Origin of the sequence: Nocardioides sp. CCNWLW216 (assembly GCF_037120545.1) — a bacterium.
GTDB classification, from domain to species: domain Bacteria; phylum Actinomycetota; class Actinomycetes; order Propionibacteriales; family Nocardioidaceae; genus Nocardioides; species Nocardioides lianchengensis.
Genome location: NZ_JBBBBJ010000010.1, coordinates 67,260 through 90,071, shown reverse-complemented (window position 1 = coordinate 90,071; position 22,812 = coordinate 67,260). Strand labels below are relative to the sequence as shown.

Below are 22,812 nucleotides of genomic sequence, written 5' to 3'. Positions count from 1 at the left end.
TCAGGCCGGGACGAGCTGACGGGCGGACGCGTACCGCACGACGTGGGGTACGCCGAGGGTCGCCGCGAGATCGGCACCGGTCTCGATCGCCGTGGTCCGGGAGGCGTTCCGTGCCACCACGGCCGCCTCCCAGCGGACCACCCAGGCTCCGTCCTGCTGCAACGTCTCGACCTCGCGGCCGTCGTTCGTCCTGCTCATCCTGTCCCCTTCGCTGTGGCGTGCCAGGTAAAAGTACCCGCCTTGTGGAAGTTTGTGCACGTCCTTCCTCAAGATCTCCACAAGACGTGGAAGTCATGCCCTATGGTTCTCGTCATGTCCTCCGATCCCGACCTGCTCTCGATCGGCGACCTGGCCCAGGCGACCGGCGTCAACGCAACGACCCTGCGGGCCTGGGAGACCCGCTTCGGCTTCCCCGTCGCGATGCGGCTGCCCAGCGGGCACCGGCGCTACCGGCGCGAGGACGTGGCGGCCGTCCGCTCGGTGGCCCAGCGCCGCGACTCCGGGCTGCGCCTCGACGTGGCGATCGCCGAGATCCTGGACTCGGCGCGACCGTCCACCGGCTCGGTCTTCACGACCCTGCGGCGCGAGCACCCGCACCTGCGGGCCGAGCGGCTGCACAAGTCGACCCTCACGGCGCTGTCCTGGGCCATCGAGGACGAGTTCTGCGCGCAGGCCGACCGCGCCCGGATCTTCGGCGCCTTCCAGACCGGAAGGCTCTACCGACCCTCCCGGGCGCGGTGGACGGAGCTCGCACGGCTCGCGGCCTCGGCGACCGTGTTCGCCGACTTCACCGGCACCGGTGATCTCCCGGACGACGCACCCGTCACCCGGATCCACCTCGACCCGGTCTCGCCGATGCGTCGCGAGTGGGTCGTCGTGTGCGACAGCGCCGACCTGCCGGTGGCCCTGACCGCCTGGGAGCTCCCCGGCCAGGAGACGGTGGCCGACTCCCGCCGGGTGTTCGAGGCGATCTGGACCGTCGAACCCGCCGCGGTGCGTGACGCTGCCCGGGCCTGCGCCCGGGTGGCCCACGAGTACGACCCGGAAGTCGGTGCTCCCCTGCTGTTCGCCCTCGCCGACGCCCCCACGCCGGTGGCCCCCGGCCTGAGCGCGCTCAACTCGATGTTCACCCGGATGCTGACCTACGTCGACCGGCACCAGGCCCGCGAGCACGAGCGCCGCTGAGCGCAGGACCGCGGCCGTGCTCCCTCCCGGGGACGACCGCGGTCGCTGCGAGCCGTCGTGGGGACGAGAACCAGCCCGCAGCACCCCTCCGATGCCCGGTCGTCCGACCATGCACACCCGGTCCGCGAACCGATCCGCCCCGACGTGCATCGGACCAGGCATGAACCTTCTCCGTACCCTCACCCTGACGGCCGTCGCCCTCGCGCTTCCCGCCGCCACCCTCGTCCCCGCCCAGGCCGCCGCCCCGAGCGAGCGCGCCCACCGGTCGTACGTCGTCAAGACGACCGCCTCGACGGACGCCGTCGTCCAGGGCCGGCGCGTCGTCCTCTCCGGCACCGTCCGCAAAGCCCGTCGCGGCGAGCACGTCCGGGTCCAGGTCCGCTACGACGGTGGCCGCTGGAAGACGTCCGACCTGTCCGACCGGGTGGACCGCCGGGGCCGCTTCCGGATCTCCGACAAGATCACCAGCACCCGCAGCCGGTCCTACCGCGTCGTCAAGCCCGCCGGCCGGGGCTTCCGCGCCGGGCGCAGCAAGGCGGTCCACGTCGACGTCTACTCCTGGCGTCCCCTGCCGACGCTCGCCCCCGTCAACGCCACCGCCACCTACCCGGTGGACGCGGTGAAGATCAACGGGCGGGCCTACCCGGAGTCGCTCGCCGGCTCCGCCTCGGACGCGCAGGGCGGAACCTCCTACAACCTCGAGCGTCGGTGCCGTCAGCTGACGACCCGCGTCGGTCTCGCGGACACGTCGGAGGACTCGGTGCTCGGCACGGCGTCGCTGAAGGCCGACGGGGTCCAGAAGTACGCCGGCTCGTTCGCGCTGACCCAGTCCAGCCCGGTCACCCTCGATGTCTCGAAGGTCTTCCGGCTCACCTTCGACTGGACGTCGCGGAGCACGCTCAGTGGGGCCGAGGACCAGACCGGTGCCGTGGTGGCGCTCGGGAGCCCGGAGCTCCTCTGCCGCGACTGACCGGAGGCGACGCGCTCAGGCGCGGAGCGGCGGTTCGCTCAGACGGCCGACGCCAGCTCCGCGGTGACCCGGGTGCCGCCGTCGTGGTCGACGCTCCACTGCTCGCAGAGGCAGTCGACGATCGCCAGCCCACGACCGGAGAGCGCCTCGTCCGAGGCGACCCCGGCGAACAGGTCGCCGGCCGTGCCTCCGTCGAGCACGCTCAGGCGGAGCCGGCCGGCGGTCAGTGCCCACGAGACCTCGAGATCCTCGTCGGGCGACGACGAGCCGTGCTGCAGCGCGTTGGTCACGAGCTCGCTGAGCACGAGCTCGGCGTCCTCGATGAGGTCGCGCTGAGCGCCGTGCTCGGTGAGCTGGTGGGACATCACCCGACGGGCGATGCCGGTCACCCGGTTGGCGGCGGGCAGCACCAGGATCGTGCGCGCGTCGAGGGGCCGCTCCGCCGTCAGGGTCATGACCTACCTGTGCCACCCAGCAGGGGTCTCTAATCCCCCGACTTGTCCGGTGTCGCGGAACTCACCCTCGCGGGTGGGGGCGCAGTCGGCGGACGAGCTGCGGCACCACCGAGACCAGGAGCGCGCCACCCACGGCGACGACGAGGGCTGTGCGGGTGTCGTCGAACAGCCCGTCACCGAGCACCCCGACGGCGGCGTACACCGTCGCCCAGAGAGCGGCGGCCACGGCCGCGGCGCTCACGTAGCGGTACCACGGGTAGCCGGTCAGGGCCGCCACCAGCAGCACGGGCACCCGACCTCCCGGCACCAGCCGCGAGACCAGCAGGGTGCGGATCTCGGCGTGCTCGATCCGCTCGCGCAACCGGGCCGGGCGCGAGTGCTCGTCACCGTCGTCGCCCAGCCAGCCGACCCGCCGGGCGAGCGGCTCCCCGGCCCTGCGGAGGGCGGCGTACGTCACGAGATCGCCGCAGTACGCCGCCCCGGCCCCGACCGCCACGACGAGCACGACCTCCCAGGTGTGGTCGGCGCGGGCCAGGACGGCCGCGCTGCTGACCGCGGCGCCGGTCGGCAGCACCGGCACGACCGCACCGAAGGCGACGACGCCGAAGAGCACGAGCAGGGTGGCCAGGCCGAAATGGTCACCGCTCACACTGCACCCGCTCCCCCGGCGCCAGGACGAGGGCGCGGGCCTCATCCTGCTCGAGCGCGGCCGCGAAGCGCTCGCCCGGGGTCACGAACAGCCGCTGGTGCGTACGACGGTCCAGCCGGGCCAGCCCGACCGGCCAGAACGTGCCCCAGTGCACCGGGACCGCCCAGCGGGCGCCGACCGCGGCGACCGCGAGCGCGGCCTGCTCGGGGTCGAGGTGCTCGTCGCCGAGGGTCGGGCCCCAGCCGCCGACCGGCACCAGGGCGAGATCGACGGCACCGACCGCGGCGAGGTCGTCACGCGGGCCGGTGTCGCCGGGGTACCAGCAGGACACGCCGGACCGCTCCACCCGGAAGCCGATCGCCGGACCCCGGATCCGCGAGCCGGGGTGCCGCCGGCCGTCGTGGGTCGCCGGCAGCACCCGCACCGTCGCGCCCGCGACCGTCAGCTCCTCGCCGGGGGCGACCGGGCGGACGTCGTACCCCGGGGGGATGAGGCCCTCGCCGCCGCGCGGGACCAGCACCGTCGCCCCGGGCCGCATCCGCCGCAGGGTCGGGACGTGCAGGTGGTCGTGGTGGAGGTGCGAGACCAGCACCAGGTCGGCGTCGTACGCCGGGGCCGCGGGCGGCGGGCCGTGCCGGCGCAGGTGGAAGAGCCGGTCGACGTGCAGCGGGTCGGTCGCGACCCGCAGCCCCTCGAGCTCGACGGTGACCGACGCGTGGCCCCACCAGGTGATCGCCAGGGTCACGGCTCGGCCCGCAGACCCAGCCGGGTCAGCCGGTCGACGAGGGCGGCGTGCACAGCCCGGCCGTCGAGCGGGCCGTCCGGCACCACGCAGCCCCGCGGGTGGACCAGCAGCGCCTCGGTCTGCCAGCCGCCGAGGCCGCCGTGGGAGCCGACGAGCTCCTCGAAGGCGACGACCTCGCCGAGCGAGCGGTCGTAGGCGCCGAGCAGGACCAGGTCGCCGACGTGCTGCCGCTCGGAGAGCTGGAGGAGGTCGGCCTCGGCGTGCGGGCCGTAGCCGGCGACGGGGTCGGCGCCCTCCCCCTCCGCGGAGCCCAGGACCCGCCAGCCGGTGCCGCCGTCGGCGACGACCGCACCGTCGGCGCGGCGGGTCAGCACCAGCCCGACGTGGGGGTGCTCGGCCAGGCCGCGGACCAGGCCCGGGTGCAGCTCCTCGAGCTGCTCGCGGGTCAGCCGGCCGGGCAGGTCGGTGCGGTAGACGTGGGCCAGGCTGCCCGAGGCCGCGACCAGCAGGCCGGGTCCCTCGGGCGCGGTGCCCTCGGCCGCGTGGTGCCGGCCGCCGGCCACCGAGCGGGCGGCCCGGGTGACCGTCCGGCTGCTGCCCCGGGCGCCGGCGAGCAGCAGGTTGGCCGGCAGCCACCGCTCGTCGGGGTGCACCTCGGCGTGCACCTGCTGGCGGGCCAGGTCCTGGACCAGGTCGTCGAGGGTGTGGCCGGTGAGCTGCAGGAACGTCGAGCCCTGGGCCTGGCCGTGGTCGGAGACCAGCGCGATCTCGTAGCGGCGGCCGACCTCACGGGTCAGCTGGTCGAGGAAGGCCAGCACCCGGTCGAGGTTCTCCAGGGTCCGCAGCGACTCGGGCCGGGTCGGTCCGGCGTGGTGGGCGACCTCGTCGTAGTCGACGAAGTCCACGAACACCACCGGCGTCCCCCGGGTCAGCTGCTCGGCGACGATCGCCACGTTCAGGTCGCGCAGCACCACCGTCGTCAGCCCCCGGAGCAGCACGAACGCGCCGCCGCGCCGGACCCGCGGGACGACGTCGCGGATCCGCTGGCGCCGGCCCTGGTGCAGCTCGGTGACCATCTGGCCGACGAACAGCACCACCGACCGCACCAGCCCGAAGCGGTTGATGGCGTACGACGCCGCGCCCTGGTCGGCTCCGGGCAGCCGGCCGTCGCTCAGGGTGAGCAGCCGCGCGGACGCGTCCCCGGAGAACAGGTTCGAGACGCTGGTGCCGCCGTCGGCGAGCAGCCCGCGCCCGTCGCTCAGGTCGGCCTCGACCAGGGCCGCGTCGGCGGGCCGGCTCATCACCAGCATCCGGCCGCGCTCCTTGTCGAACCAGCGGAAGCCGGGCACGGCCGTCACGTCGCCGTGCAGCAGCACCGCCTGCCCGGCCGGCGTCGTGCACGGCACCCCGGTGTGCCAGCCGCGCAGGTCGTGGGAGCCGGAGCGGATCCACCGCGAGACGGTCGGCATCGAGCCGGCCGTGACCGCCTGGCGGAGCACCGGCAGGCTGACGCCGTCGAGCTGGACGACCAGCAGGCCCGGCCCCTCGGCGCCGGCGACCCGCGTCCGTCGTACGGCCTGGTTGAGCAGCTGGCCGAGGAACGCGTCGTCGCTGCTGGTGTCGAAGAGCCAGTTCACGACCGCGGAGACCACCGCCGCGGCCCAGGAGGCGAGCACGATCTCGCCGAGGCTGAACGGCTCGACCGACGGGACCAGCGCGAGCGCCGCGCCGAGCACGATCGACTGGGCCAGCACCCCGGCCAGCAGCAGGCCGACCGTGCCCGTGAGCACGGTCAGCCGCGTCAGGAGCGGCCGGAGCAGCGCGCCGAGCACCAGGACCAGGACCACCAGGGTGGCGACCGACTCGGCCCCGGACTGCACCTGCTCGCCCGGCAGCAGCCAGAGGCTGGCGGCCAGCGCCAGGAAGGAGGTCACGAACGACCGGAGCACGCCGGCCGCCCACGACCACGACGGCCGCCAGGAGACGAGCTGCAGCCGGCCGAGCCGCAGCAGCCGGGCGATCCTGGTCACGGGAGCAGCCTACGGACGCTCAGCGGTCAGAGCGTGCCCTGCAGGATCAGCAGCACGCCGAAGACCACGAACGCCGCGGCGGCGCCGTACTTGATGGCCTTCTCGGGGAGGCGCTTGCCGAGGACGGCGCCGACCACGATGGCCAGGGCGTCCGCGGCCACCATGCCGACGGTGCTGCCGATCCAGGTGCCGAACCAGCCCTCGTGGGTGGCCAGGGTGATGGTGGCGAGCATGGTCTTGTCACCGAGCTCGGCGAGGAAGAAGGCGAGGCCGACGGCGAGGATCGCGGCGCCCTGGCTCTTGCGCGCCTTCTCGGCCTCGTCCTCGGTGAGCTCGTCGCCGCGCAGCGTCCAGGCGGCGAAGCCGAGGAACGCGATGCCCGCGACGATGTTGATGACGTCCTGGCTGTCGGCGAAGGCATCACCGATCCAGTAGCCGATGCCGACCGAGGCCAGGTGCACGATCGCGGTGGCGACGGTGATGCCGATGATGACGTCGCGGGCCTTGTAGCGCGCGGCGAAGGTCATCGCCATCAGCTGGGACTTGTCGCCGAGCTCGGCGACGAAGATGACGGCGGTGCTGATCAGGAAGGCTTCCACGGGTTCCTCTCCGGGCCTGACCGGCCGGAGGGATGTCCTGGGGGACGTGCCTTCGACCAGGCACGCCCGACACGGATGTCAGAGATGGTGCGACTGGTCGAAAGTCTCGTCCGCCGGCTCATCGCTGAGCTGGCCCGCTGCACCGGTCCCGCGCGAGCGGGGCAGTATGTCGACACAGCTGTTGGGGACTACTCCCTTTCGTTGAAAACCGTACCGCAACGCCCGCCGGTACGACGAACCCGCGTCAGCGGAGGTCGCGGCCCACGATCAGTCGAACCAGACCGAGTCGCAGGAGCCGCAGCCGAACTCCCGGACCGCGGCGCCGTCCGAGAAGTCGACGCTCCGCAGGCGCCACGTGTGCTGGCATTCGGGACTTCCTTCCACGAGGCGCAGGCGAGCCATCGGGGGTCGGGACGGCAACGGGACAACCGGCTCCGGTGCACTCACGTGGGGACCTCCCGTGCTCGAGAACTGGGCCGGCGGGGCGGTTCCCACCCGGCCGTCGCTTCATTCCCCCCACTCCTCCAGACGCGCGGGGGGCCGGTGGCGTTGCCTCGACCCGCACCGGACTAGACGGGTCCGGGCACCTCGTACGTCAGCTCCAGGCCGTCGGCCCAGCTCGAGCAGGTGCAGCCGGCCGGGTCGGGCAGGGTGCCGATGGTGGTCGTGAGCAGGCCGGTCAGCCGCTCCAGGTTCTGCCGGAAGAGCGCGAAGACCTCCTCCTGTCCGACCCCGGAGCCGGACTCGACCCCGGCGTCCATGTCGGTGACCAGCGCGATCGCCGAGTAGCACATCCGCAGCTCCCGGGCGAGCGCCGCCTCGGGGGCGCCGGTCATGTTGATCAGCGTCCAGCCCTGGGCGCCGTAGTGGCGCGACTCGGCCCGCGTGGAGAACCGCGGCCCCTCGATCACGACCATGGTCCCGCCGACCTTCACCTCCGGGTCCGCGTCCGCGACCGCCAGCGACATCCGCGGGCAGTACGGGTCGGCGAAGGGCAGGTGCACGGCTCCGGTCTCGACGTAGCTGGAGATCCGGCGGTGGGTGCGGTCCACGAGCTGGTCGGGGACGACCACGTCACCCGGCGCGACCTCGGCGCGCAGTCCGCCGACCGCGCACGGAGCGAGCACCTGGCCCACGCCCAGCGAGCGCAGCGCCCACAGGTTCGCCCGGTAGTTGATCCCGTGCGGAGGGTGCTTGTGGCGCTTCCCGTGCCGCGGCAGGAACGCGACCCGACGGCCCGCGACGGTGCCGAGCGAGACCGGCGCCGACGGGGCGCCGTACGGCGTCTCGACGACGACCTCCTCGGCGTCGTCGCCGCGCTGGGTGAGGAAGGAGTAGAAGCCGGTGCCGCCGATGACGGCGACCTCCGCCCGGGGTGAGCTCATGGCCGAACTGTGCCAGAGCAGCGGGGCGCGATAATCTCCGAGCGCCAGTCGACCATCACGTGAGTGAGGTCAGGGAACCCGGTGCGACTCCGGGACTGACGCGCAGCGGTGTGGGTGACGGGCGGGGCACGGGACGGGGGCGACCTCGGACCAGTCACTGGGCCGCGAGGTCCGGGAAGGCGCTCCGCACCGGTCGATCCCGAGTCCGAAGACCTGCTGGCCCTTGCGGCGACCGCCGCGAGGTCGACGCGGGTCTCGCGCACGGGCCCGGACCTCGAAGGACCTGATGTGTCTGGATCGTCCGGCGGATCGCTCCGCACCCGGCGGGACCGCTGCCCCGGCGTGCTGCGCCCCTGGCCGGCCGAGGACGGCGCGCTGGTCCGGCTGCGCCTGGTCGGCGGCCGGGTCTCCCCCGCGTCCCTGAGCGCGCTCGGCGAGGTCGCCCGGCGCTACGGCGACGGCGACGTGCACCTGACCGGCCGGGCCAACCTCCAGCTGCGCGGACTGCCCTCCGGGCCGGACGGCGCGCTGCCCGCCGAGGTCGTCGAGGCGGTCGAGGCCACCGGCCTGCTCCCGTCGCGCACCCACGAGCTCGCGCGCAACCTGATGGTCTCCCCGCAGACCGGCCTGGCCGGCGGACGGGCGGACCTCCGGCCGGTCGCCACCGACCTCGACGAGCGGCTCCGCGCCGCCCCCGACCTGGCCGCCCTGCCGGGCCGCTTCCTGTTCGTGCTCGACGACGGCCGCGGCGACCTGATCGACCGCACCGCCGACCTGGGCCTGGTCGCCCTGTCCGCCCAGCTGGCCCAGCTGCGGGTCGGCAGTCGGCGCTGGGGCGACGTCGTCCCCCTGACGAAGGCGGCGCAGTTCCTGGTCGTGCTGGCCCAGCGGTTCCTGGTCGCCGCCGGCACCGGGCCGGACGCGCCCTGGCACGTCGACGAGCTGGCGCTGCCGCTCAGCGAGCCGTTCCCCCTGGGCGGCGAGGCCCCTGCCCCGAGCGGGCCGCTCCCCCACGGCCCGGTGCCCGGCGGGCTCCACGTCGCCGCGCCCGACGGTGTCCTCGACCCCGACCTGGTCACCCGGCTGGCGTCGTACGAGCGCGAGCTGGTGGTCACGCCGTGGCGCGGCGTGCTCGTCCCCGACCCGGAGGAAACCCGATGAGGCGCCCGACCAAGCGCTACCCGTACGTCGACGACGGGCCCGCGATCTACGTCGACTCGTTCGCGACGATCCGGCGCGAGGCGTCGTTCGCCGGGCTGCCGACCGATGCGGAGAAGCTGGCCGTGCGGATGGTGCACGGCAGCGGCCAGGTCGACCTGGTGCCCGACCTGGTCGTCCACGACCGGCTGGTCGCCTCGGCCCGGGCCGCGCTGATGCTCGGCGCCCCGATCCTCTGCGACGCGCGGATGGTCGCGATGGGCATCACCGCCGGTCGGCTGCCCGCCGACAACGAGGTGCGGTGCTTCCTCACCGACGAGCGGGTGCCCGACCTGGCCCGCTCCTTCGGCACCACCCGGACGGCGGCCGCGGTCTCGCTGTGGGAGCCGCTCCTCGACGGCGCGGTCGTCGCCATCGGCAACGCCCCGACCGCGCTCTTCCACCTGCTCGAGATGCTCGTCGACGGCGCGCCCCGCCCGTCCGCGATCATCGGCTGCCCGGTCGGGTTCATCGGCGCCGCGGAGTCCAAGGAGGCGCTGTCCACCTTCGCCGCCGACCACGGCATCGACGTCCCGTTCGTGACGGTCCGGGGTCGCCGCGGCGGCTCGGCGATGGCCTCCTCGGCGATCAACGCGCTGGCCCAGGAGGAGGAATGACCGGCCGGTTCTCCGGCGTCGGGCTGGGGCCAGGCGACCCCGAGCTGATCACCCTGAAGGCCGCCCGGCTGATCGGCTCCGCCGACGTCGTGGCCTACCACGCCGGGGTCGGCAAGCAGTCCAACGCCCGGCGTACCGCCGCGGCGCTGATCCCGGCCACCGCGGTCGAGGAGGAGCTGCGCTACCCCGTCACCACGGGCGCGACCGAGCACCCGGGCGGGTACGCCGGCGCGCTGGCCGACTTCTACGAGGAGTCCGCGGCCCGGCTGGCCGCCCACCTCGAGGCCGGGCGCGACGTCGTCCTGCTCGCCGAGGGCGACCCGCTGTTCTACGGCTCGTTCATGTACATGCACGACCGGCTGGCCGAGCGCTTCGAGACCGAGATCGTGCCCGGCGTCCCCGCGTTCGCCGCCGCCACCGCCGCCGCGGCCAGCCCGCTGGTGCGCCAGACCGACGTCCTCACCGTGCTGCCCGGCACCCTGCCCGAGCCCGAGCTGGCCCGGCGCCTCGCCGACACCGACGGCGCGATCATCATGAAGCTCGGCCGCACCTTCCCCGCCGTACGACGGGCGCTGGAGGCGGCCGGTCGCCTCGACGGCGCGCTGTACGTCGAGCGCGCGTCGATGCCCGAGCAGCGCTGGCTGCCCGTGGCCGAGGTCGACCCGGCGTCGGTGCCGTACTTCTCGCTCGTGGTCGTGCCGGGCGACTCGGTGCACGGGGCCGGCCGCCGGACCGCCGCCGACCCCACGCTCACGCCGGCGGGCCGACCCCGGGAACTGCTCGTGGTCGGGCTCGGCCCCGGCCCGGACGCCTGGCTGACGCCGGAGGTCGAGGTGGCCCTGGGCGAGGTCGACCACGTGGTCGGCTACGCGCCGTATGTCGCACGGGTGCCGCAACGGCCGGGACTGCAGCGGCACGCGTCGGGCAACACCGTCGAGGTCGACCGCGCCCGGCACGCGCTCGACCTGGCGCGCGCGGGCGAGCGGGTGGCCGTGGTGTCGGGCGGCGACGCCGGGGTCTTCGGGATGGCCGCGGCCGTCTTCGAGGCCGCGGAGGACCCGGCGTACGCCGACGTCCCGGTGCGGGTGCTCCCCGGGGTCTCGGCCGTGCAGGCGGTGGCCGCGCGGGCCGGCGCCCCGGTGGGCGCGGACTTCGCGGTCCTCTCGCTGTCGGACCGGCTCAAGCCGTGGTCGGTGGTCGAGCGGCGGCTGCGCGCGGTCGCCGAGGCCGACCTGGTGCTGGCCGTCTACAACCCGGCCTCGCGCTCGCGGACCCACCAGGTCGTCGAGATGCAGAAGCTGCTCCTGGAGCACCGCTCGCCCGGGACCGTCGTGATCGTCGGCCGCGACGTCGGCCGGGCCGAGGAGTCGCTGACCGTGACCACCCTCGGCGAGCTGGACGCCGGCAGCGTGGACATGAAGTGCCTGCTGATCGTGGGCGCGTCCTCGACCCGGGTCAGCGCCTCGGGCGCGGTGTGGACCCCGCGGTTCGTCCACTAGCGAGGCGCGGGCCGGATATCGTGCCCCGCGTGCGGCAGCGCTCTCTCGAGACGGCCGACCGGTGCGCGTCACCGGCCAGCCTCCCCGGGGTTACCCCGGGGACCACCGGAACGTTCGGGCACGGCACCGCGCGCGACTCGCTGCGCTCCGCTGCAGGTCTTCGCGCGCACGACGGGACAGGTCGAGCAGCGCTGCCGCACCCCCACCTCGCCCCGGCGTCCGCGCCCCGGTGAGGGACGACCTCGCCCGGGCGCTGGCCGCCGGGTTCCTCACCGGCGACTGGACGGTGACCGGGCTCGGCGCGAGCGGCGCGGGAGTCCTGGGACGACGCCCCCGCTGGCTGGCTCCCCTCGTGCAGCAGACGCTCGACCTCTACCCGCGTCCGCCCCACGACCGCCCGCGGGAGCTCGCCACCAACCTCGCCGGGCTCCGCGCGGCGGCGAAGGCGCTCCGCACGCGTCCGGTCGCGCAGCCCGTGGCCCCCACGCGGATGCTCGCCAACCGCTGGCGGCTGCCGGTGCTCGACGACCTCGGCGACCTGGCGGATCTCCTGGGGGTCACCGCCACCGAGCTGGACTGGTTCGCGGATCCACGGCACCTGGCCCGCAGCGCCGCGGACGTCCCGCTCCAGCACTACCGGGTCAACCACCGGATCGCACCGAGCGGCGCGGTCCGCGTGCTCGAGGCACCCAAGCCACGCCTCAAGGCCGTCCAGCGGCTGCTCCTCGACGAGGTCCTCTCGCGCGTCCCGCCCCACGAGGCGGCGCGCGGGTTCCGGCCCGGCGGCTCGGTCGCGTCGTACGCCGCTCCGCACGCCGGCCGACCGGTCGTGGTCCGGCTCGACCTGGAGGCGTTCTTCGCCAGCGTCACGGTCTCCCGGGTCTACGGGATCTGGCGTACGGCGGGCTACCCCGAGCCGGTCGCACACCGGTTGGCGGGGCTGGTCACCGCTGTCCTGCCGCGCTCGGTCTGGCGCGCGGTCCCGCGGCCCGCCGACGACGGGCTGCTGGACGCCCACTGGCGGCTGGGTCGCCGGCTGGCCGCGCCGCACCTGCCGCAGGGCGCTCCGACCTCCCCGGCGGTGGCCAACCTCGCGGCGTTCCGGCTGGACGTGCGGCTGAGCGCCCTGGCCCGGTCGTGGGGCGGTCGCTACACGCGGTACGCCGACGACCTGGCCTTCTCCGGCGCCACGGGCTGGGGCACCGGCACCTCCCGGCTCCTCGACGCGATCGAGGAGGTCGTGCGGGACGAGGGGTTCCGGCTCAACGCCCGCAAGACCGGCGTGATGCCGCGCGCGGGCCGGCAGACCCTCGGCGGGCTGGTCGTCAACGACCGACCGCGAGTGGCCCGGGCGGAGGTCGACCGGCTCCGCGCGATCCTGCACAACTGTCGCCGGTCCGGGGCGAGCAGCCAGAACCGCGACGGCGTCCCCGCGTGGGAGCAGCACCTCCGCGGCCGGATCGCCTGGGTGGCCCAGCACGACCCGGTCCGCGGCGCCCGGCTGCTGGCCGAGCACGACGCGGTCGACTGGAGCCGCTGAGCCCTACGCCCGCTCTACGCCCCGTGGGCGTCGAGCAGGATCCCGACCGCCTGCCGGGTCGCGGCGGTGCTGCCGCCGCGGACGACGGCGTACGCGCTGGCACCGTCGAAGAGCAGGGTGAGCTGGAGGGCCAGGGCGTCCGGCTCGGCGACGCCGGCCTCGCGGGCGCGCTCGGCGAACCACGCCGTCAGCGCCTCCTTGTGCTGGCGGGCCGTGACCGAGGCGGGGTGGGCGGGGTCCTTCAGCTCGGTCGCGGCCCCGACGAACGGGCAGCCGCGGAAGCCGTCGTCCTGCGCGGCCCGCTCGAGCGCGTCGAAGACGCCGAGCACCCGCTCACGCGGCGGAGCGTCCGCGCCCGGGTCGCCCATCGACCGCAGCGCGGCGCCGCGGGCCTCGAGCATCGCGACGATGACGTCGTCCTTGCCCGCGAAGTGCTGGTAGAGCGAGCGCTTGGAGACCTCCGCCTCGGCGCACAGCCGGTCGACGCCGACCGCATGGATGCCGTCGGCGTAGAAGAGTCGCTCGGCCGCGGCGACCAGGCGGTCGCGGGCTCCGGGCTTGCGGGTGGTCGCGCTCACGGAACCGATCCTAGGCACGCCCTTGCCGAAAGTAAACCGATCTGTGTACCTTCGTGGCAATACACCGATCGGTGTACTTCGACTCCGAGGAGACCCGCATGACCACGCTCGCCCACCAGACCGTCCTCGTCACCGGCGCCAACCGCGGCATGGGGGCCGCGTACGTCGCGCAGCTCCTCGAGCGCGGCGTCGCGAAGGTGTACGCCGCCGCCCGCGACCCGCGCTCCGTGGTCGCCGACGACCCGCGCGTCGTACCGCTGGAGCTGGACGTGACCGACCCGGAGTCGGTGCGCCGCGCGGCGGCCGCGGCGCCGGACGTGACCGTGGTGGTCAACAACGCGGGCCTGGCTGCGCCCACGTCGGTGCTGGCCGGGGACCCCGCCGGCCTGCGGCGCGAGCTGGAGGTCAACCTGCTCGGGCCGCTCGCCGTCACGTCGGCGTTCGTCGAAGGGGTCGTCGCCGCGGGCGGCGCGATCGTGAACGTCGCCTCGGCGCTCTCCTGGGCGGCCCTCGGTCAGTCGTACGGCGTCTCGAAGGCGGCCCTGTGGAGCGCCACCGACTCGATGCGCTTCGAGCTCGCGCCGCAGGGCGTGCAGGTGGTCGGGGTCTACGTCGGCTACGTCGACACCGAGATGGTCAGCGGGGTCGACGCCCCGAAGGCGGACCCGGCCGATGTGGTGCGCCAGGTGCTCGACGGCGTGGAGGCCGGAGCGCTGGAGGTCCTGGCGGACGAGACGAGCCGCGGGGTGCGGGCGGGCCTGCACCTGCCCATCGAGGAGCAGTTCCCGCAGCTCGTCGCGTCCTGAGCCAGATCGGGGTCGATCAGGAGGAGGGGACCTCGACGCAGTCCGTCGCGCCCTTGGACGCCTCGGCGGCGGCCTTCGTGTCGTCCTCGTCGCCCTTGAAGTCGCTGTCGCCGTCGGCGATCGCCTGCAGCGCGTCGTCGGAGAGGTCGGAGTCGACGTAGAGCTTGGCCATGCAGTCCCAGTCGATGCCGTCGGTCGGCACGCTGTCGCCGAAGATCTCGCTGGCGTTGTCCTGCATCCCCTCCGAGACCTCGTCGACGGACGGCCGGCCGCCGCCACCGCAGGCGGTCGCGAGCGTGACGACGAGGAAGGCGGAGGCGATCAGCTTCGGGGCACGGTTCTTCAAGTTCGGATCCTGTCTTCGGGGGGAGTGCCTGCCGAGTCCGGCGTGGCGTCCGTGACCCTCCCCGGCTGCGTCGCTCCCCACACCCCGTCTAGACAGGTTTCTTTACCTTTCGGGTGAGGCGTACGTCGCACCCGGACCGGCGATCGTCCGGCGCCTACCGGGACTCCTTCGCCGAGCGGTCCCGGGCCGGGTCGTAGAGGTAGGACTCCCCGCCGGCGGCCGGGTCCAGCGCGCGACCGACCAGGACCACGGCGGCCTGGCGAAGCCCGGCCGCCTCGACCCGGTCGGCGACGTCGGCCAGGGTGCCGTGCAGGACCAGCTCACCGGGCTGGCTCGCCCGGTGCACGACGACGACCGGGCAGTCGGCGCCGTACTCCTCCACGAGCTCGGCGGCCAGCTCCCGGATCCGGGTGATGGCCAGGTGCAGGACCAGCGTGGCCCGGGTCGCGGCGAAGGCGGCCAGCGACTCGGTCGCGGGCATCTTCGTCGACCGGGCCTGGGTGCGGGTGAGCACGACGCTCTGGGCGACGAGCGGCACGGTCAGCTCGCGGCCGACTAGGGCCGCCGCGGCGGCGTACGCCGGGACGCCCGGGGTGACGTCCCACGGCACCTCGGCGGCGTCGAGGCGGCGGCCCTGCTCGGCGACCGCGGAGTAGACCGACGGGTCACCCGAGGTCAGCCGTACGACGTCCCGGCCGGCGCGGTGGGCGTCGAGGAGGTGGCCGACGATGGCGTCCAGGTCGAGGTCCTGGGTGTCGACGAGCAGCGCGTCCGCACGACAGTGCGACAGGACGGCGGCGTCGAGGTAGGTGCCCGGGTAGAGCACCACGTCGGCGGCGGCCAGCATGCTCGCCGCCCGGAGGGTCAGCAGGTCGGCCGCGCCGGGTCCGGCGCCGACGAAGTGCACGGTCATGGGTGCTTGCTCCAGCTCCACTGGGTGACGGTACGGGCGGGGGTCCACCCGGTGAACGAGCCGATGGGCGCGGCGTGCTCGACACCCACGCGGGTCAGCTCGCCGCCGAGGTCGGCGTACCTCTCGGCGAGGAGGACCTCGGTCTCGACCGTCACACCGTGGACCACGAGTCGGCCGCCGGGGCGGAGTCGCGCGACGCACGCGTCGAGGAGGCCGGGAGCGGTCGCGCCGCCGCCGACGAAGATCGCGTCGGGGGCCTCCGCCGGCAGCACGTCGGGCGCGCGCCCGGTGACGACCTCGAGGGCGGGTACGCCGAGGGCCGCGGCGTTCCGGGCGATCCGCGCGGCCCGCTCGGGGTCGGCCTCGACGGCCGCCGTGCGGCAGGACGGGTGCGCGCGCATCCACTCGATGCCGACCGATCCGGCACCGGCGCCGACGTCCCAGAGCAGCTGGCCGGGCTGCGGCTGCAGGCGGGCCAGCGCGACCGCGCGCTGGTCACGCTTGGTGAGCTGGCCGTCGTGCTCGAAGGCCTCGTCGGGCAGGCCGGTCGCCCAGGAGCCGACCACCGGACCGTCGAGATCGAGGGCCAGGACGTGCAGCCGCGGGCTGGTGCCGTTCCAGGACGCCGCCGTGCCGGTCGCGCGCGACTCGGTCGGGGCGCCCAGGTCGCCGAGGACGGTCATCGCGCTGGCGCCGTACCGGGCGTCGATGAGGAGGCGGGCCACCTCGGCCGGGGTCCGCTCGTCGGAGGAGAGCACCAGCACCCGGCGGCCCGGGGCGAGCTCGCGCAGGACCGCGTGCGGGTCGCGGCCGACGACGGTCACGACCGCGGTCGTCTCGGCCGGCCAGCCCATCCGGGCCCGGGCCAGGGCGACCGAGGACACCGCCGGGTGCAGCTCCACCGCGTCGGCGCCGAGCAGGTCGACGAGGGTGCTGCCGATGCCGGACACGAGTGGGTCGCCGGAGGCCAGCGCGACGACGCGGCGGCCGGCGTGCCGGGCCAGCTCGGCCGCGAGGCCCGGTCGGAGCGGGGACGGCCACGGTCGTCGTACCTGACCTGCGACGGGCGGGACGAGGTCGAGGTGGCGCGCGCCGCCCAGCAGGACGTCGGCGCCAGCGACCAGGTCGGGCGCGGACGACCGTCCCTGCGCGTCGACGCCGACCACGGTCACCCGGGCCGCGAGCGCGGGCAGCACGTGGTCGCGCAGCAGCGGCGCGAGGTCGGCGTCGGTGGCGTCCGGCTCGACCCAGCGCAGCTCCTCGATCTCGCCGTCCGCGACGGGCGTCCCGGTGAGCTCGGCGGTGAAGACGGTCGACTCGAGCACGGCTCCGGGCTCGTTGGCGGCCTCGGTGGTGAACTCGCCGAGGTAGCGGACCTCGACGTCGAGCCCGATCTCCTCGCGGACCTCGCGGACCGCCGCTTGGGCCGGGGTCTCCCCCGGCTCCAGCTTGCCGCCGGGCTGCATGAAGCGCGTCGTCCCCCGCTTGCGCACGGCCAGCACCCGCCCGGCATCGTCGCGCAGGCAGACGGCGGCGACCACGATCCGGGCGGCGGTCTGGGCGGGGTCGGCGGGCACGAGGGCTGACGCTATCGTGACCGCACAGCCACGAGGTGCCCTGCGTCCGCAGGGAGAATCTGGGAAGCCGGTGAGAGTCCGGCACAGGCCCGCTGCGGTGACCTGCGACGACGCGCGAGCGTCGATCCGGGAAGTCCGAAGACCGGCCTCGCGGCTCCTACCCATGGCGGACGAGCGGGAGCCTCACATGCCTCAGTACCCCTTCTGTGCCGTCGTCGGCTCCGACGACATGTCGCTGGCGCTCATCCTGACGACCATCTCGCCGGAGGTCGGCGGCGTGCTCGTCCGGGGCGAGAAGGGCACGGCGAAGTCGACGATCGTGCGCGCGCTGGCCGCGGTGCTGCCGCCGATCGACGTGGTCGCCGGCGATGCCTTCTCGACCGATCCGGCGCTCTCCCCCGACCCCGCCGTCGCGGTCGAGACCCGGCCGGTGCGGCTCGTCGAGCTGCCCGTCGGCGCCACCGAGGACCGCGTCCTCGGGTCGATCCAGCTGGAGAAGGCGCTGTCGTCGGGTGTGACCGAGTACGAGCCCGGGCTGCTCGCCCGCGCCCACCGCGGGATCCTCTACGTCGACGAGGTCAACCTGCTCCACGACCACCTGGTCGACCTGCTGCTCGACGCCGCCGCGATGGGCCGCTCCACCGTCGAGCGCGACGGCGTCTCCTTCTCCCACGCCGCCCGGTTCGTGCTGGTCGGCACCATGAACCCCGAGGAGGGCGAGCTGCGCCCGCAGCTGCTCGACCGGTTCGGGCTGACCGTCGAGGTCGCCGCGCCGCGCGACCCGGCCGTGCGGGTCGAAGTGGTCCGCCGCCGTCTCGCGTACGACGCGGACCCCGCCGCCTTCGTCGCGCGCTACGACGAGGAGCAGCGCGCGCTCACCGACCGGATCCGGGCCGCGCAGCAGCGGGTCTCCTCGGTCGAGCTGACCGAGGCGGCCCTGCTCGCAATCGCCGAGGTCTGCGCCGCCTTCGACGTGGACGGCATGCGCGCCGACATCGTCACTGCGCGCACCGCCGTCGCGCACGCGGCCTGGCACGGCCGCACCTCGGTGACCCGCGAGGACATCCGGGCCGCGGCCCGGCTGGCCCTGCCGCACCGGCGCCGCCGTACGCCCTTCGACGCGCCCGGCCTCGACGAGGACCGGCTCGACGAGGTGCTCGGCGAGGACGATCCCGAGCCGGATGGTCCGCCGGAGGGTGGTCCCGAGGGTGGCGGCACCGACGGGGGCGGCACCGACGGGGGCGGCACCGACGGGGGCGGCACCGACGGGGGCGGCACCGACGGACAGTCGGGAGACGGGGGTCTCGAGACGGGCGCTGGCGCGCCCTCCTCCACCACCGGGGACTCGACCACCGGAGCGGCCTCGCCGGGCGGGACGGTGGCGGCGGGGATGCCCTACCGGCCCCGGCTGCTGACCGTGCGCGGCACCGGCCGCGGCGAGGCCGGCAAGCGGAGTCGCGCCCTGACCGAGACCGGTCGCAGCGTCGGCAGCAGCCACGGCACCCGGGGCCCGGTGGACCTGGTCGCGACCCTGCTGGCGGCCGCGCCGCACCAGCACGCCCGCGGACGTACGACGGGCCGCGTGCTGCTGCGCGGCGCGGACCTGCGGGTGGCCACCCGCGAGGGGCGCGAGGCCAACCTGGTGCTCTTCTGCGTCGACGCCTCGGGCTCGATGGCCGCGCGCAGGCGGATGGAGCAGGTCAAGACCGCGATCCTGTCGCTGCTGCTCGACGCCTACCAGCGCCGCGACAAGGTCGGCCTGGTCACCTTCGGCGGCGACGGCGCGGACCTCGCGCTGCCGCCCACCGGCTCGGTCGACATCGCCGCCGCGCGGCTCGACCAGCTGCCCGCGGGCGGCCGCACGCCGCTGGCCGAGGGCCTGCTGGAGGCCGCCCGCGTGCTGGAGGTCGAGCGGGTCCGCGACCCGCGCCGCCGCCCGCTGCTGGTCGTCGTCACGGACGGCCGGGCCACCGCCGGGAAGGACGCCGTCGCCCGGTCGCGGCAGGCCGCCCAGGTCCTCGCCCGCGCCGGCGTCCAGAGCGTCGTCGTCGACTGCGAGAGCGGCGCGATGCGGCTCGGCCTGGCCGGGGTGCTGGCCGAGCACCTCGGCGCGGAGCACCTGGCCGTCGCCGAGGTCAGCGCCGAGGCGCTGGCCGGCGTCGCCCGCGACGGCCGCGCGGCATGAACCTCTACGACGCGATCGCCCGGCGCCGCGACGTCCGGGCGGAGTTCAGCGGCGCCCCGGTCGACCCGGCCGTCCTCGACCGGATCCTCGGCGCGGCCCACTCCGCCCCGAGCGTCGGGCACAGCCAGCCCTGGGACTTCGTCCTGGTCCGAGACGCCGGGACCCGCGCGACCTTCCAGGCGCACGTCGCGGCCGAGCGGGCGTCGTACGCCGAGTCCCTGCCTGCCGACCGCCGCGAGGTCTTCGAGCCGATCAAGGTCGAGGGCGTCCGCGAGTCGAGCCTCGGGGTGGTCGTCACCCACGACCCCGACCGCGGCGGCCCGCAGGTGCTCGGCCGGCACGCGATCGACGACGCCGGCCTCTACTCGACCTGCCTGGCGATCCAGAACCTCTGGCTGGCCGCCACCGCCGAGGGCCTCGGCGTGGGCTGGGTGTCGTTCTACCGCGAGGAGTTCCTGCGCGATCTCCTCGGCATCCCCGGCCGAGTCCGCCCGGTCGCGTGGCTGTGCCTGGGCCCGGTGACCCGCCTGCAGGACGTGCCCGACCTCGAGCGGCACGGGTGGCGGCGGGGTCGCCCGCTGAGCGCCGCCGTACACGCCGAGAAGTGGAGCGCCTGATGCCGAAGGGACAGCCCCTCGCCGTACCGGACGACGGGCTCACCACCGCCCAGCGCCGCCGGCTGCCGCTGCTGATGATCAACACCGGTGACGGCAAGGGCAAGACCTCCGCCGCGTTCGGGATGGCCATCCGCGCCTGGAACCAGGGCTGGGACATCGGGATCTTCCAGTTCGTAAAGTCGGCCAAGTGGCGCATCGGCGAGCAGAGCGTCCTCGAGCGGCTCGGCGAGCTGCACCGCGAGACGGGTGAGGGCGGCCCGGTCGAGTGGCACAAGATGGGCGCCGGCTGGTCCTGGTCGCGCAAGGCCGGCGACGCCGAGGACCACGCCCGCGACGCCGCCGAGGGCTGGGCCGAGGTCAAGCGCCGGATCGCCGAGGAGCGGCACGACCTCTATGTGCTCGACGAGTTCACCTACCCGATGGAGTGGGGCTGGGTCGACGTGGACGACGTCGTCTCCACGCTGCGCGACCGCCCCGGACGGCAGTACGTCGTCGTCACCGGCCGCCGCGCCCACCCCGCCCTGGTCGAGGCCGCCGACCTGGTCACCGAGATGACCAAGGTCAAGCACCAGATGGACCGCGGCCAGAAGGGCCAGGCGGGGATCGAGTGGTGACTCCCCTCCCGCGCGTGGTGATCGCCGCTCCGGCCACCGGGCAGGGCAAGACCACGGTCTCGACCGGCCTGATGGCCGCGCTCGCCCGCGCCGGGCACGACGTCAGCGGGCACAAGGTCGGGCCGGACTACATCGATCCCGGCTACCACGCGCTCGCCTGCGGCCGGCCCGGCCGCAACCTCGACCCACACCTGGTCGGCGAGGAGCGCGTCGTCCCGTTGCTCCTGCACGGCGCGGCCGGCGCCGACGTCGCCGTCGTCGAGGGCGTGATGGGCCTCTACGACGGTCGCGTCGGCGGGAACGGCTTCTCGTCGACCGCCCACGTCGCGGCCCTCACCCGCACCCCCGTCGTCCTGGTCGTCGACATCTCCCGCTCGTCCCGCTCGATCGGCGCCGTCGTCCACGGGATGGCCACCTGGGACGCCTCGGTCGAGGTCGCCGGCGTGATCCTCAACAAGGCCGGCTCGGCCCGGCACGCCGCGGAGGTGCGCTCCTCCATCGACCTGCCGGTCCTCGGGGTGCTCCCCCGTGACGACGGCGTCGCCGCCCCCTCGCGCCACCTCGGGCTGGTGCCCGCGGCCGAGCGCGAGCTCTCGGCGGCGGCCCTCGACCGGCTGGCCGAGCAGGTCGCCGCGCACGTCGACCTGGACGCCGTGCTCGCCGTGGCCGCGACCGCGCCGGACCTGGCCGAGGCGGCCTGGGACCCGGCGGCCGTCGTACGCCCACCGACGACGCAGCGGCCCGTCGTCGCGATGGCCGGTGGCCGGGCGTTCACCTTCCGCTACACCGAGACCGAGGAGCTGCTGCGCGCGGCCGGCTGCGAGGTCGTGGCGTTCGACCCGATGACCGACCCGGCCCTGCCGCCCGGGACGGCAGGGATCTACCTGGGCGGCGGGTTCCCCGAGGTGCACGCGGGCGCGCTCAGCGACAACGCGGCGCTGCGGCGCGACCTCGCGGCGGCGGTCGCGGACGGCGTCCCGACCGTGGCGGAGTGTGCCGGGCTGCTCTACCTCTGCGACTCACTGGACTCCTCCTCGATGGTGGGCGCGGTCACCGCGGAAGCGGTCATGACCGAGCGACTGACCCTGCGCTACCCGACGATGACGGCCACCACCGACAACCTGCTGACCCGCTGTGGAGAAGTCGTCACCGGCCACGAGTTCCACCGCACGCACGTCACCCCGGTCGCCGGCGCGACGCCGGCCTGGGAGGTCGACGGCACGGCCGTCGGCTTCGCCGGCCCGCGGCTGCACGCGTCGTACCTCCACACGCACTGGGCGGGCCACCCGCAGCTCGCCCAACGGTTCGCGGAGGCGGTCCACGGTGGATGACCCGCTCCGCCACCACGGGGACGCGGAGCTCGGCGACGGGCTGCTCGACCTCGCCGTGAACGTGTACGACGGCCCGCGCCCGCCCTGGCTCGACACCGCCCTGCGCGACAGCCTGGACGACCTCGGCGCCTACCCGAGCGCCCGCGCCGCCGAGGCCGCCATCGCCGCCCGGCACCACCGCGCGCCCGACGAGGTGCTGGCCACTGCCGGTGCCGCGGAGGCCTTCTCGCTCGTGGCCCGGCTGCGCCCGTGGCGGAGGCCGGTCGTCGTGCACCCCCAGTTCACCGAGCCGCACGCGGCGCTGGAGCAGGCCGGCCACCAGGTGACCCCCGTCGTCTCCTGGGACCTCACCGGCATCCCCGAGGACGCCGACCTGGTCGTCGTCGGCAACCCCACCAACCCCACCGGGGCCCTGCACCCCGCCCGCCGGATCGCCGACCTGGCGCGGCCGGGCCGGGTGGTGCTGGTCGACGAGGCGTTCATGGACACCGTGCCCGGCGAGACCGAGTCGCTGACCCGGCACCCGGACCTGCTGGTCACCCGCAGCCTGACCAAGCACTGGGGCATCCCCGGGGTGCGCGCCGGCTACCTGCTCGGCCCGGCCGGTCTGGTCGCCGAGCTGCGGCGCGGCCAGGTCCCGTGGTCGGTCTCGACGACCGCCGCCGCGGCGATGATCGCCTGCTGCACGCCCGAGGCGCTGGTGGAGGCGGAGCGTCGTGCGGTCGAGTTCGCGGGCTGGCGCGCGTTCCTGGAGGCCGGTCTGAGCGACCTCGGCGTCGAGCACCTCCCCTCGGCGACGTCGTTCGTGCTCGCGCGCCCCGGCGCCGGCGTGCACGAACGCCTCCGGGCCGCAGGCGTCGCCGTACGACGGGCCGACACGTTCCCCGGCCTGGACGAGACGTGGATCCGGGTCGCGGTCCGCTCGACGCCGACCACGACCCGGTTCCTGGACACCCTGCGCGGGTGCTGGTAGC

At 75.0% G+C, this 22,812-nt stretch carries 22 protein-coding genes, 1 pseudogene and 2 riboswitches; of the genes and pseudogenes, 11 read left to right on the top strand and 12 right to left on the bottom strand.

What is annotated here, in order from left to right; genetic code table 11:
• Positions 1-198: a hypothetical protein gene (locus tag V7S47_RS20155; RefSeq protein WP_336563240.1), complete on the bottom strand. Its 198-nt coding sequence runs from the start codon at positions 196-198 to the stop codon at positions 1-3.
• A 114-nt stretch (positions 199-312) separates the two neighbouring features.
• Between V7S47_RS20155 and V7S47_RS20150 the strand changes: the two genes are divergently transcribed.
• Both V7S47_RS20150 and V7S47_RS20145 read left to right on the top strand, forming a co-directional pair.
• Positions 313-1,185, top strand: a complete 873-nt coding sequence (locus V7S47_RS20150; protein ID WP_336563239.1) for a DICT sensory domain-containing protein — start codon at positions 313-315, stop codon at positions 1,183-1,185.
• A 160-nt stretch (positions 1,186-1,345) separates the two neighbouring features.
• Positions 1,346-2,155 carry a hypothetical protein gene (locus V7S47_RS20145; RefSeq protein ID WP_336563238.1) on the top strand — a complete coding sequence of 270 codons (810 nt, stop codon included), beginning with the start codon at positions 1,346-1,348 and terminating at the stop codon, positions 2,153-2,155.
• A gap of 38 nt (positions 2,156-2,193) precedes the next feature.
• Here the strand turns inward: V7S47_RS20145 and V7S47_RS20140 are convergent, their stop codons facing one another.
• The 7 genes from V7S47_RS20140 to V7S47_RS20110 all read right to left on the bottom strand — a co-directional run bounded on the left by V7S47_RS20140 (position 2,194) and on the right by V7S47_RS20110 (position 8,018).
• Positions 2,194-2,610 (bottom strand): ATP-binding protein, encoded by a 417-nt coding sequence (locus tag V7S47_RS20140; RefSeq protein WP_336563237.1) that lies wholly within the window; start codon positions 2,608-2,610, stop codon positions 2,194-2,196.
• Positions 2,611-2,671: 61 nt separating this feature from the next.
• The gene (locus V7S47_RS20135) at positions 2,672-3,259 is read right to left on the bottom strand and encodes a VTT domain-containing protein (RefSeq protein ID WP_336563236.1); all 588 of its coding nucleotides are present in this window, start codon (positions 3,257-3,259) and stop codon (positions 2,672-2,674) included.
• Positions 3,249-4,004: an MBL fold metallo-hydrolase gene (locus V7S47_RS20130; RefSeq protein WP_336563235.1), complete on the bottom strand. Its 756-nt coding sequence runs from the start codon at positions 4,002-4,004 to the stop codon at positions 3,249-3,251. The genes V7S47_RS20135 and V7S47_RS20130 overlap by 11 nt, the downstream gene beginning before the upstream one ends.
• Positions 4,001-6,034: an alkaline phosphatase family protein gene (locus V7S47_RS20125; protein WP_336563234.1), complete on the bottom strand. Its 2,034-nt coding sequence runs from the start codon at positions 6,032-6,034 to the stop codon at positions 4,001-4,003. The genes V7S47_RS20130 and V7S47_RS20125 overlap by 4 nt, the downstream gene beginning before the upstream one ends.
• Positions 6,035-6,060: 26 nt before the next feature.
• Positions 6,061-6,633, bottom strand: coding sequence for a TMEM165/GDT1 family protein (locus V7S47_RS20120; RefSeq protein WP_336563233.1), 573 nt, complete (start codon positions 6,631-6,633; stop codon positions 6,061-6,063).
• Positions 6,634-6,900: 267 nt separating this feature from the next.
• Positions 6,901-7,035, bottom strand: coding sequence for a hypothetical protein (locus V7S47_RS20115; RefSeq protein WP_336563232.1), 135 nt, complete (start codon positions 7,033-7,035; stop codon positions 6,901-6,903).
• 167 nt (positions 7,036-7,202) lie between these two features.
• Positions 7,203-8,018 (bottom strand): S-methyl-5'-thioadenosine phosphorylase, encoded by an 816-nt coding sequence (locus V7S47_RS20110; RefSeq protein ID WP_336563231.1) that lies wholly within the window; start codon positions 8,016-8,018, stop codon positions 7,203-7,205.
• A gap of 28 nt (positions 8,019-8,046) precedes the next feature.
• A riboswitch (cobalamin riboswitch) is annotated at positions 8,047-8,253 on the top strand.
• A 53-nt stretch (positions 8,254-8,306) separates the two neighbouring features.
• Here V7S47_RS20110 and V7S47_RS20105 point away from each other — a divergent pair.
• From V7S47_RS20105 to V7S47_RS20090, 4 genes are all read left to right on the top strand, one after another.
• Complete coding sequence (locus V7S47_RS20105; protein WP_336563230.1) at positions 8,307-9,179, top strand: nitrite reductase; 873 nt, start codon at positions 8,307-8,309, stop codon at positions 9,177-9,179.
• Positions 9,176-9,832: a precorrin-8X methylmutase gene (locus V7S47_RS20100; RefSeq protein ID WP_336563229.1), complete on the top strand. Its 657-nt coding sequence runs from the start codon at positions 9,176-9,178 to the stop codon at positions 9,830-9,832. Before V7S47_RS20105 ends, V7S47_RS20100 begins: the two co-directional genes overlap by 4 nt.
• Positions 9,829-11,331, top strand: coding sequence for a precorrin-2 C(20)-methyltransferase (locus tag V7S47_RS20095; RefSeq protein ID WP_336563228.1), 1,503 nt, complete (start codon positions 9,829-9,831; stop codon positions 11,329-11,331). Before V7S47_RS20100 ends, V7S47_RS20095 begins: the two co-directional genes overlap by 4 nt.
• Before the next feature lie 229 nt (positions 11,332-11,560).
• Positions 11,561-12,871: a reverse transcriptase family protein gene (locus V7S47_RS20090; RefSeq protein WP_336563227.1), complete on the top strand. Its 1,311-nt coding sequence runs from the start codon at positions 11,561-11,563 to the stop codon at positions 12,869-12,871.
• Positions 12,872-12,885: 14 nt separating this feature from the next.
• Here V7S47_RS20090 and V7S47_RS20085 read toward each other — a convergent pair whose 3' ends face one another.
• Positions 12,886-13,449, bottom strand: a complete 564-nt coding sequence (locus V7S47_RS20085; protein WP_336563226.1) for a TetR/AcrR family transcriptional regulator — start codon at positions 13,447-13,449, stop codon at positions 12,886-12,888.
• A gap of 98 nt (positions 13,450-13,547) precedes the next feature.
• Here V7S47_RS20085 and V7S47_RS20080 point away from each other — a divergent pair, with 98 nt between their 5' ends.
• Positions 13,548-14,255, top strand: a complete 708-nt coding sequence (locus V7S47_RS20080; RefSeq protein WP_336563225.1) for an SDR family oxidoreductase — start codon at positions 13,548-13,550, stop codon at positions 14,253-14,255.
• A 16-nt stretch (positions 14,256-14,271) separates the two neighbouring features.
• On the opposite strand, the gene V7S47_RS20075 is transcribed toward V7S47_RS20080, so the two are convergent.
• From V7S47_RS20075 to cbiE, 3 genes are all read right to left on the bottom strand, one after another.
• Entirely contained in the window at positions 14,272-14,601 is a 330-nt protein-coding gene (locus V7S47_RS20075) for a hypothetical protein (protein WP_090861069.1), read from the bottom strand.
• 154 nt (positions 14,602-14,755) lie between these two features.
• Positions 14,756-15,514: a cobalt-precorrin-4/precorrin-4 C(11)-methyltransferase gene (locus V7S47_RS20070; protein ID WP_336563223.1), complete on the bottom strand. Its 759-nt coding sequence runs from the start codon at positions 15,512-15,514 to the stop codon at positions 14,756-14,758.
• Positions 15,511-17,091 (bottom strand): precorrin-6y C5,15-methyltransferase (decarboxylating) subunit CbiE, encoded by a 1,581-nt coding sequence (gene cbiE / locus V7S47_RS20065; RefSeq protein WP_336563222.1) that lies wholly within the window; start codon positions 17,089-17,091, stop codon positions 15,511-15,513. Before cbiE ends, V7S47_RS20070 begins: the two co-directional genes overlap by 4 nt.
• A gap of 16 nt (positions 17,092-17,107) precedes the next feature.
• A riboswitch (cobalamin riboswitch) is annotated at positions 17,108-17,256 on the top strand.
• 22 nt (positions 17,257-17,278) lie between these two features.
• On the opposite strand from cbiE, the gene V7S47_RS20060 reads away from it, so the two are divergent.
• From V7S47_RS20060 to V7S47_RS25700, 4 genes and pseudogenes are all read left to right on the top strand, one after another.
• Positions 17,279-19,276, top strand: a complete 1,998-nt coding sequence (locus V7S47_RS20060; RefSeq protein ID WP_336563221.1) for a VWA domain-containing protein — start codon at positions 17,279-17,281, stop codon at positions 19,274-19,276.
• Positions 19,273-19,893, top strand: coding sequence for a 5,6-dimethylbenzimidazole synthase (bluB, locus tag V7S47_RS20055; RefSeq protein WP_336563220.1), 621 nt, complete (start codon positions 19,273-19,275; stop codon positions 19,891-19,893). The genes V7S47_RS20060 and bluB overlap by 4 nt, the downstream gene beginning before the upstream one ends.
• Positions 19,893-20,507 carry a cob(I)yrinic acid a,c-diamide adenosyltransferase gene (cobO, locus tag V7S47_RS20050; RefSeq protein WP_336563219.1) on the top strand — a complete coding sequence of 205 codons (615 nt, stop codon included), beginning with the start codon at positions 19,893-19,895 and terminating at the stop codon, positions 20,505-20,507. The genes bluB and cobO overlap by 1 nt, the downstream gene beginning before the upstream one ends.
• Positions 20,501-22,811: pseudogene (locus V7S47_RS25700) on the top strand (cobyrinate a,c-diamide synthase). The gene cobO and the pseudogene V7S47_RS25700 overlap by 7 nt, the downstream one beginning before the upstream one ends.
• Position 22,812 lies beyond the last annotated feature (1 nt).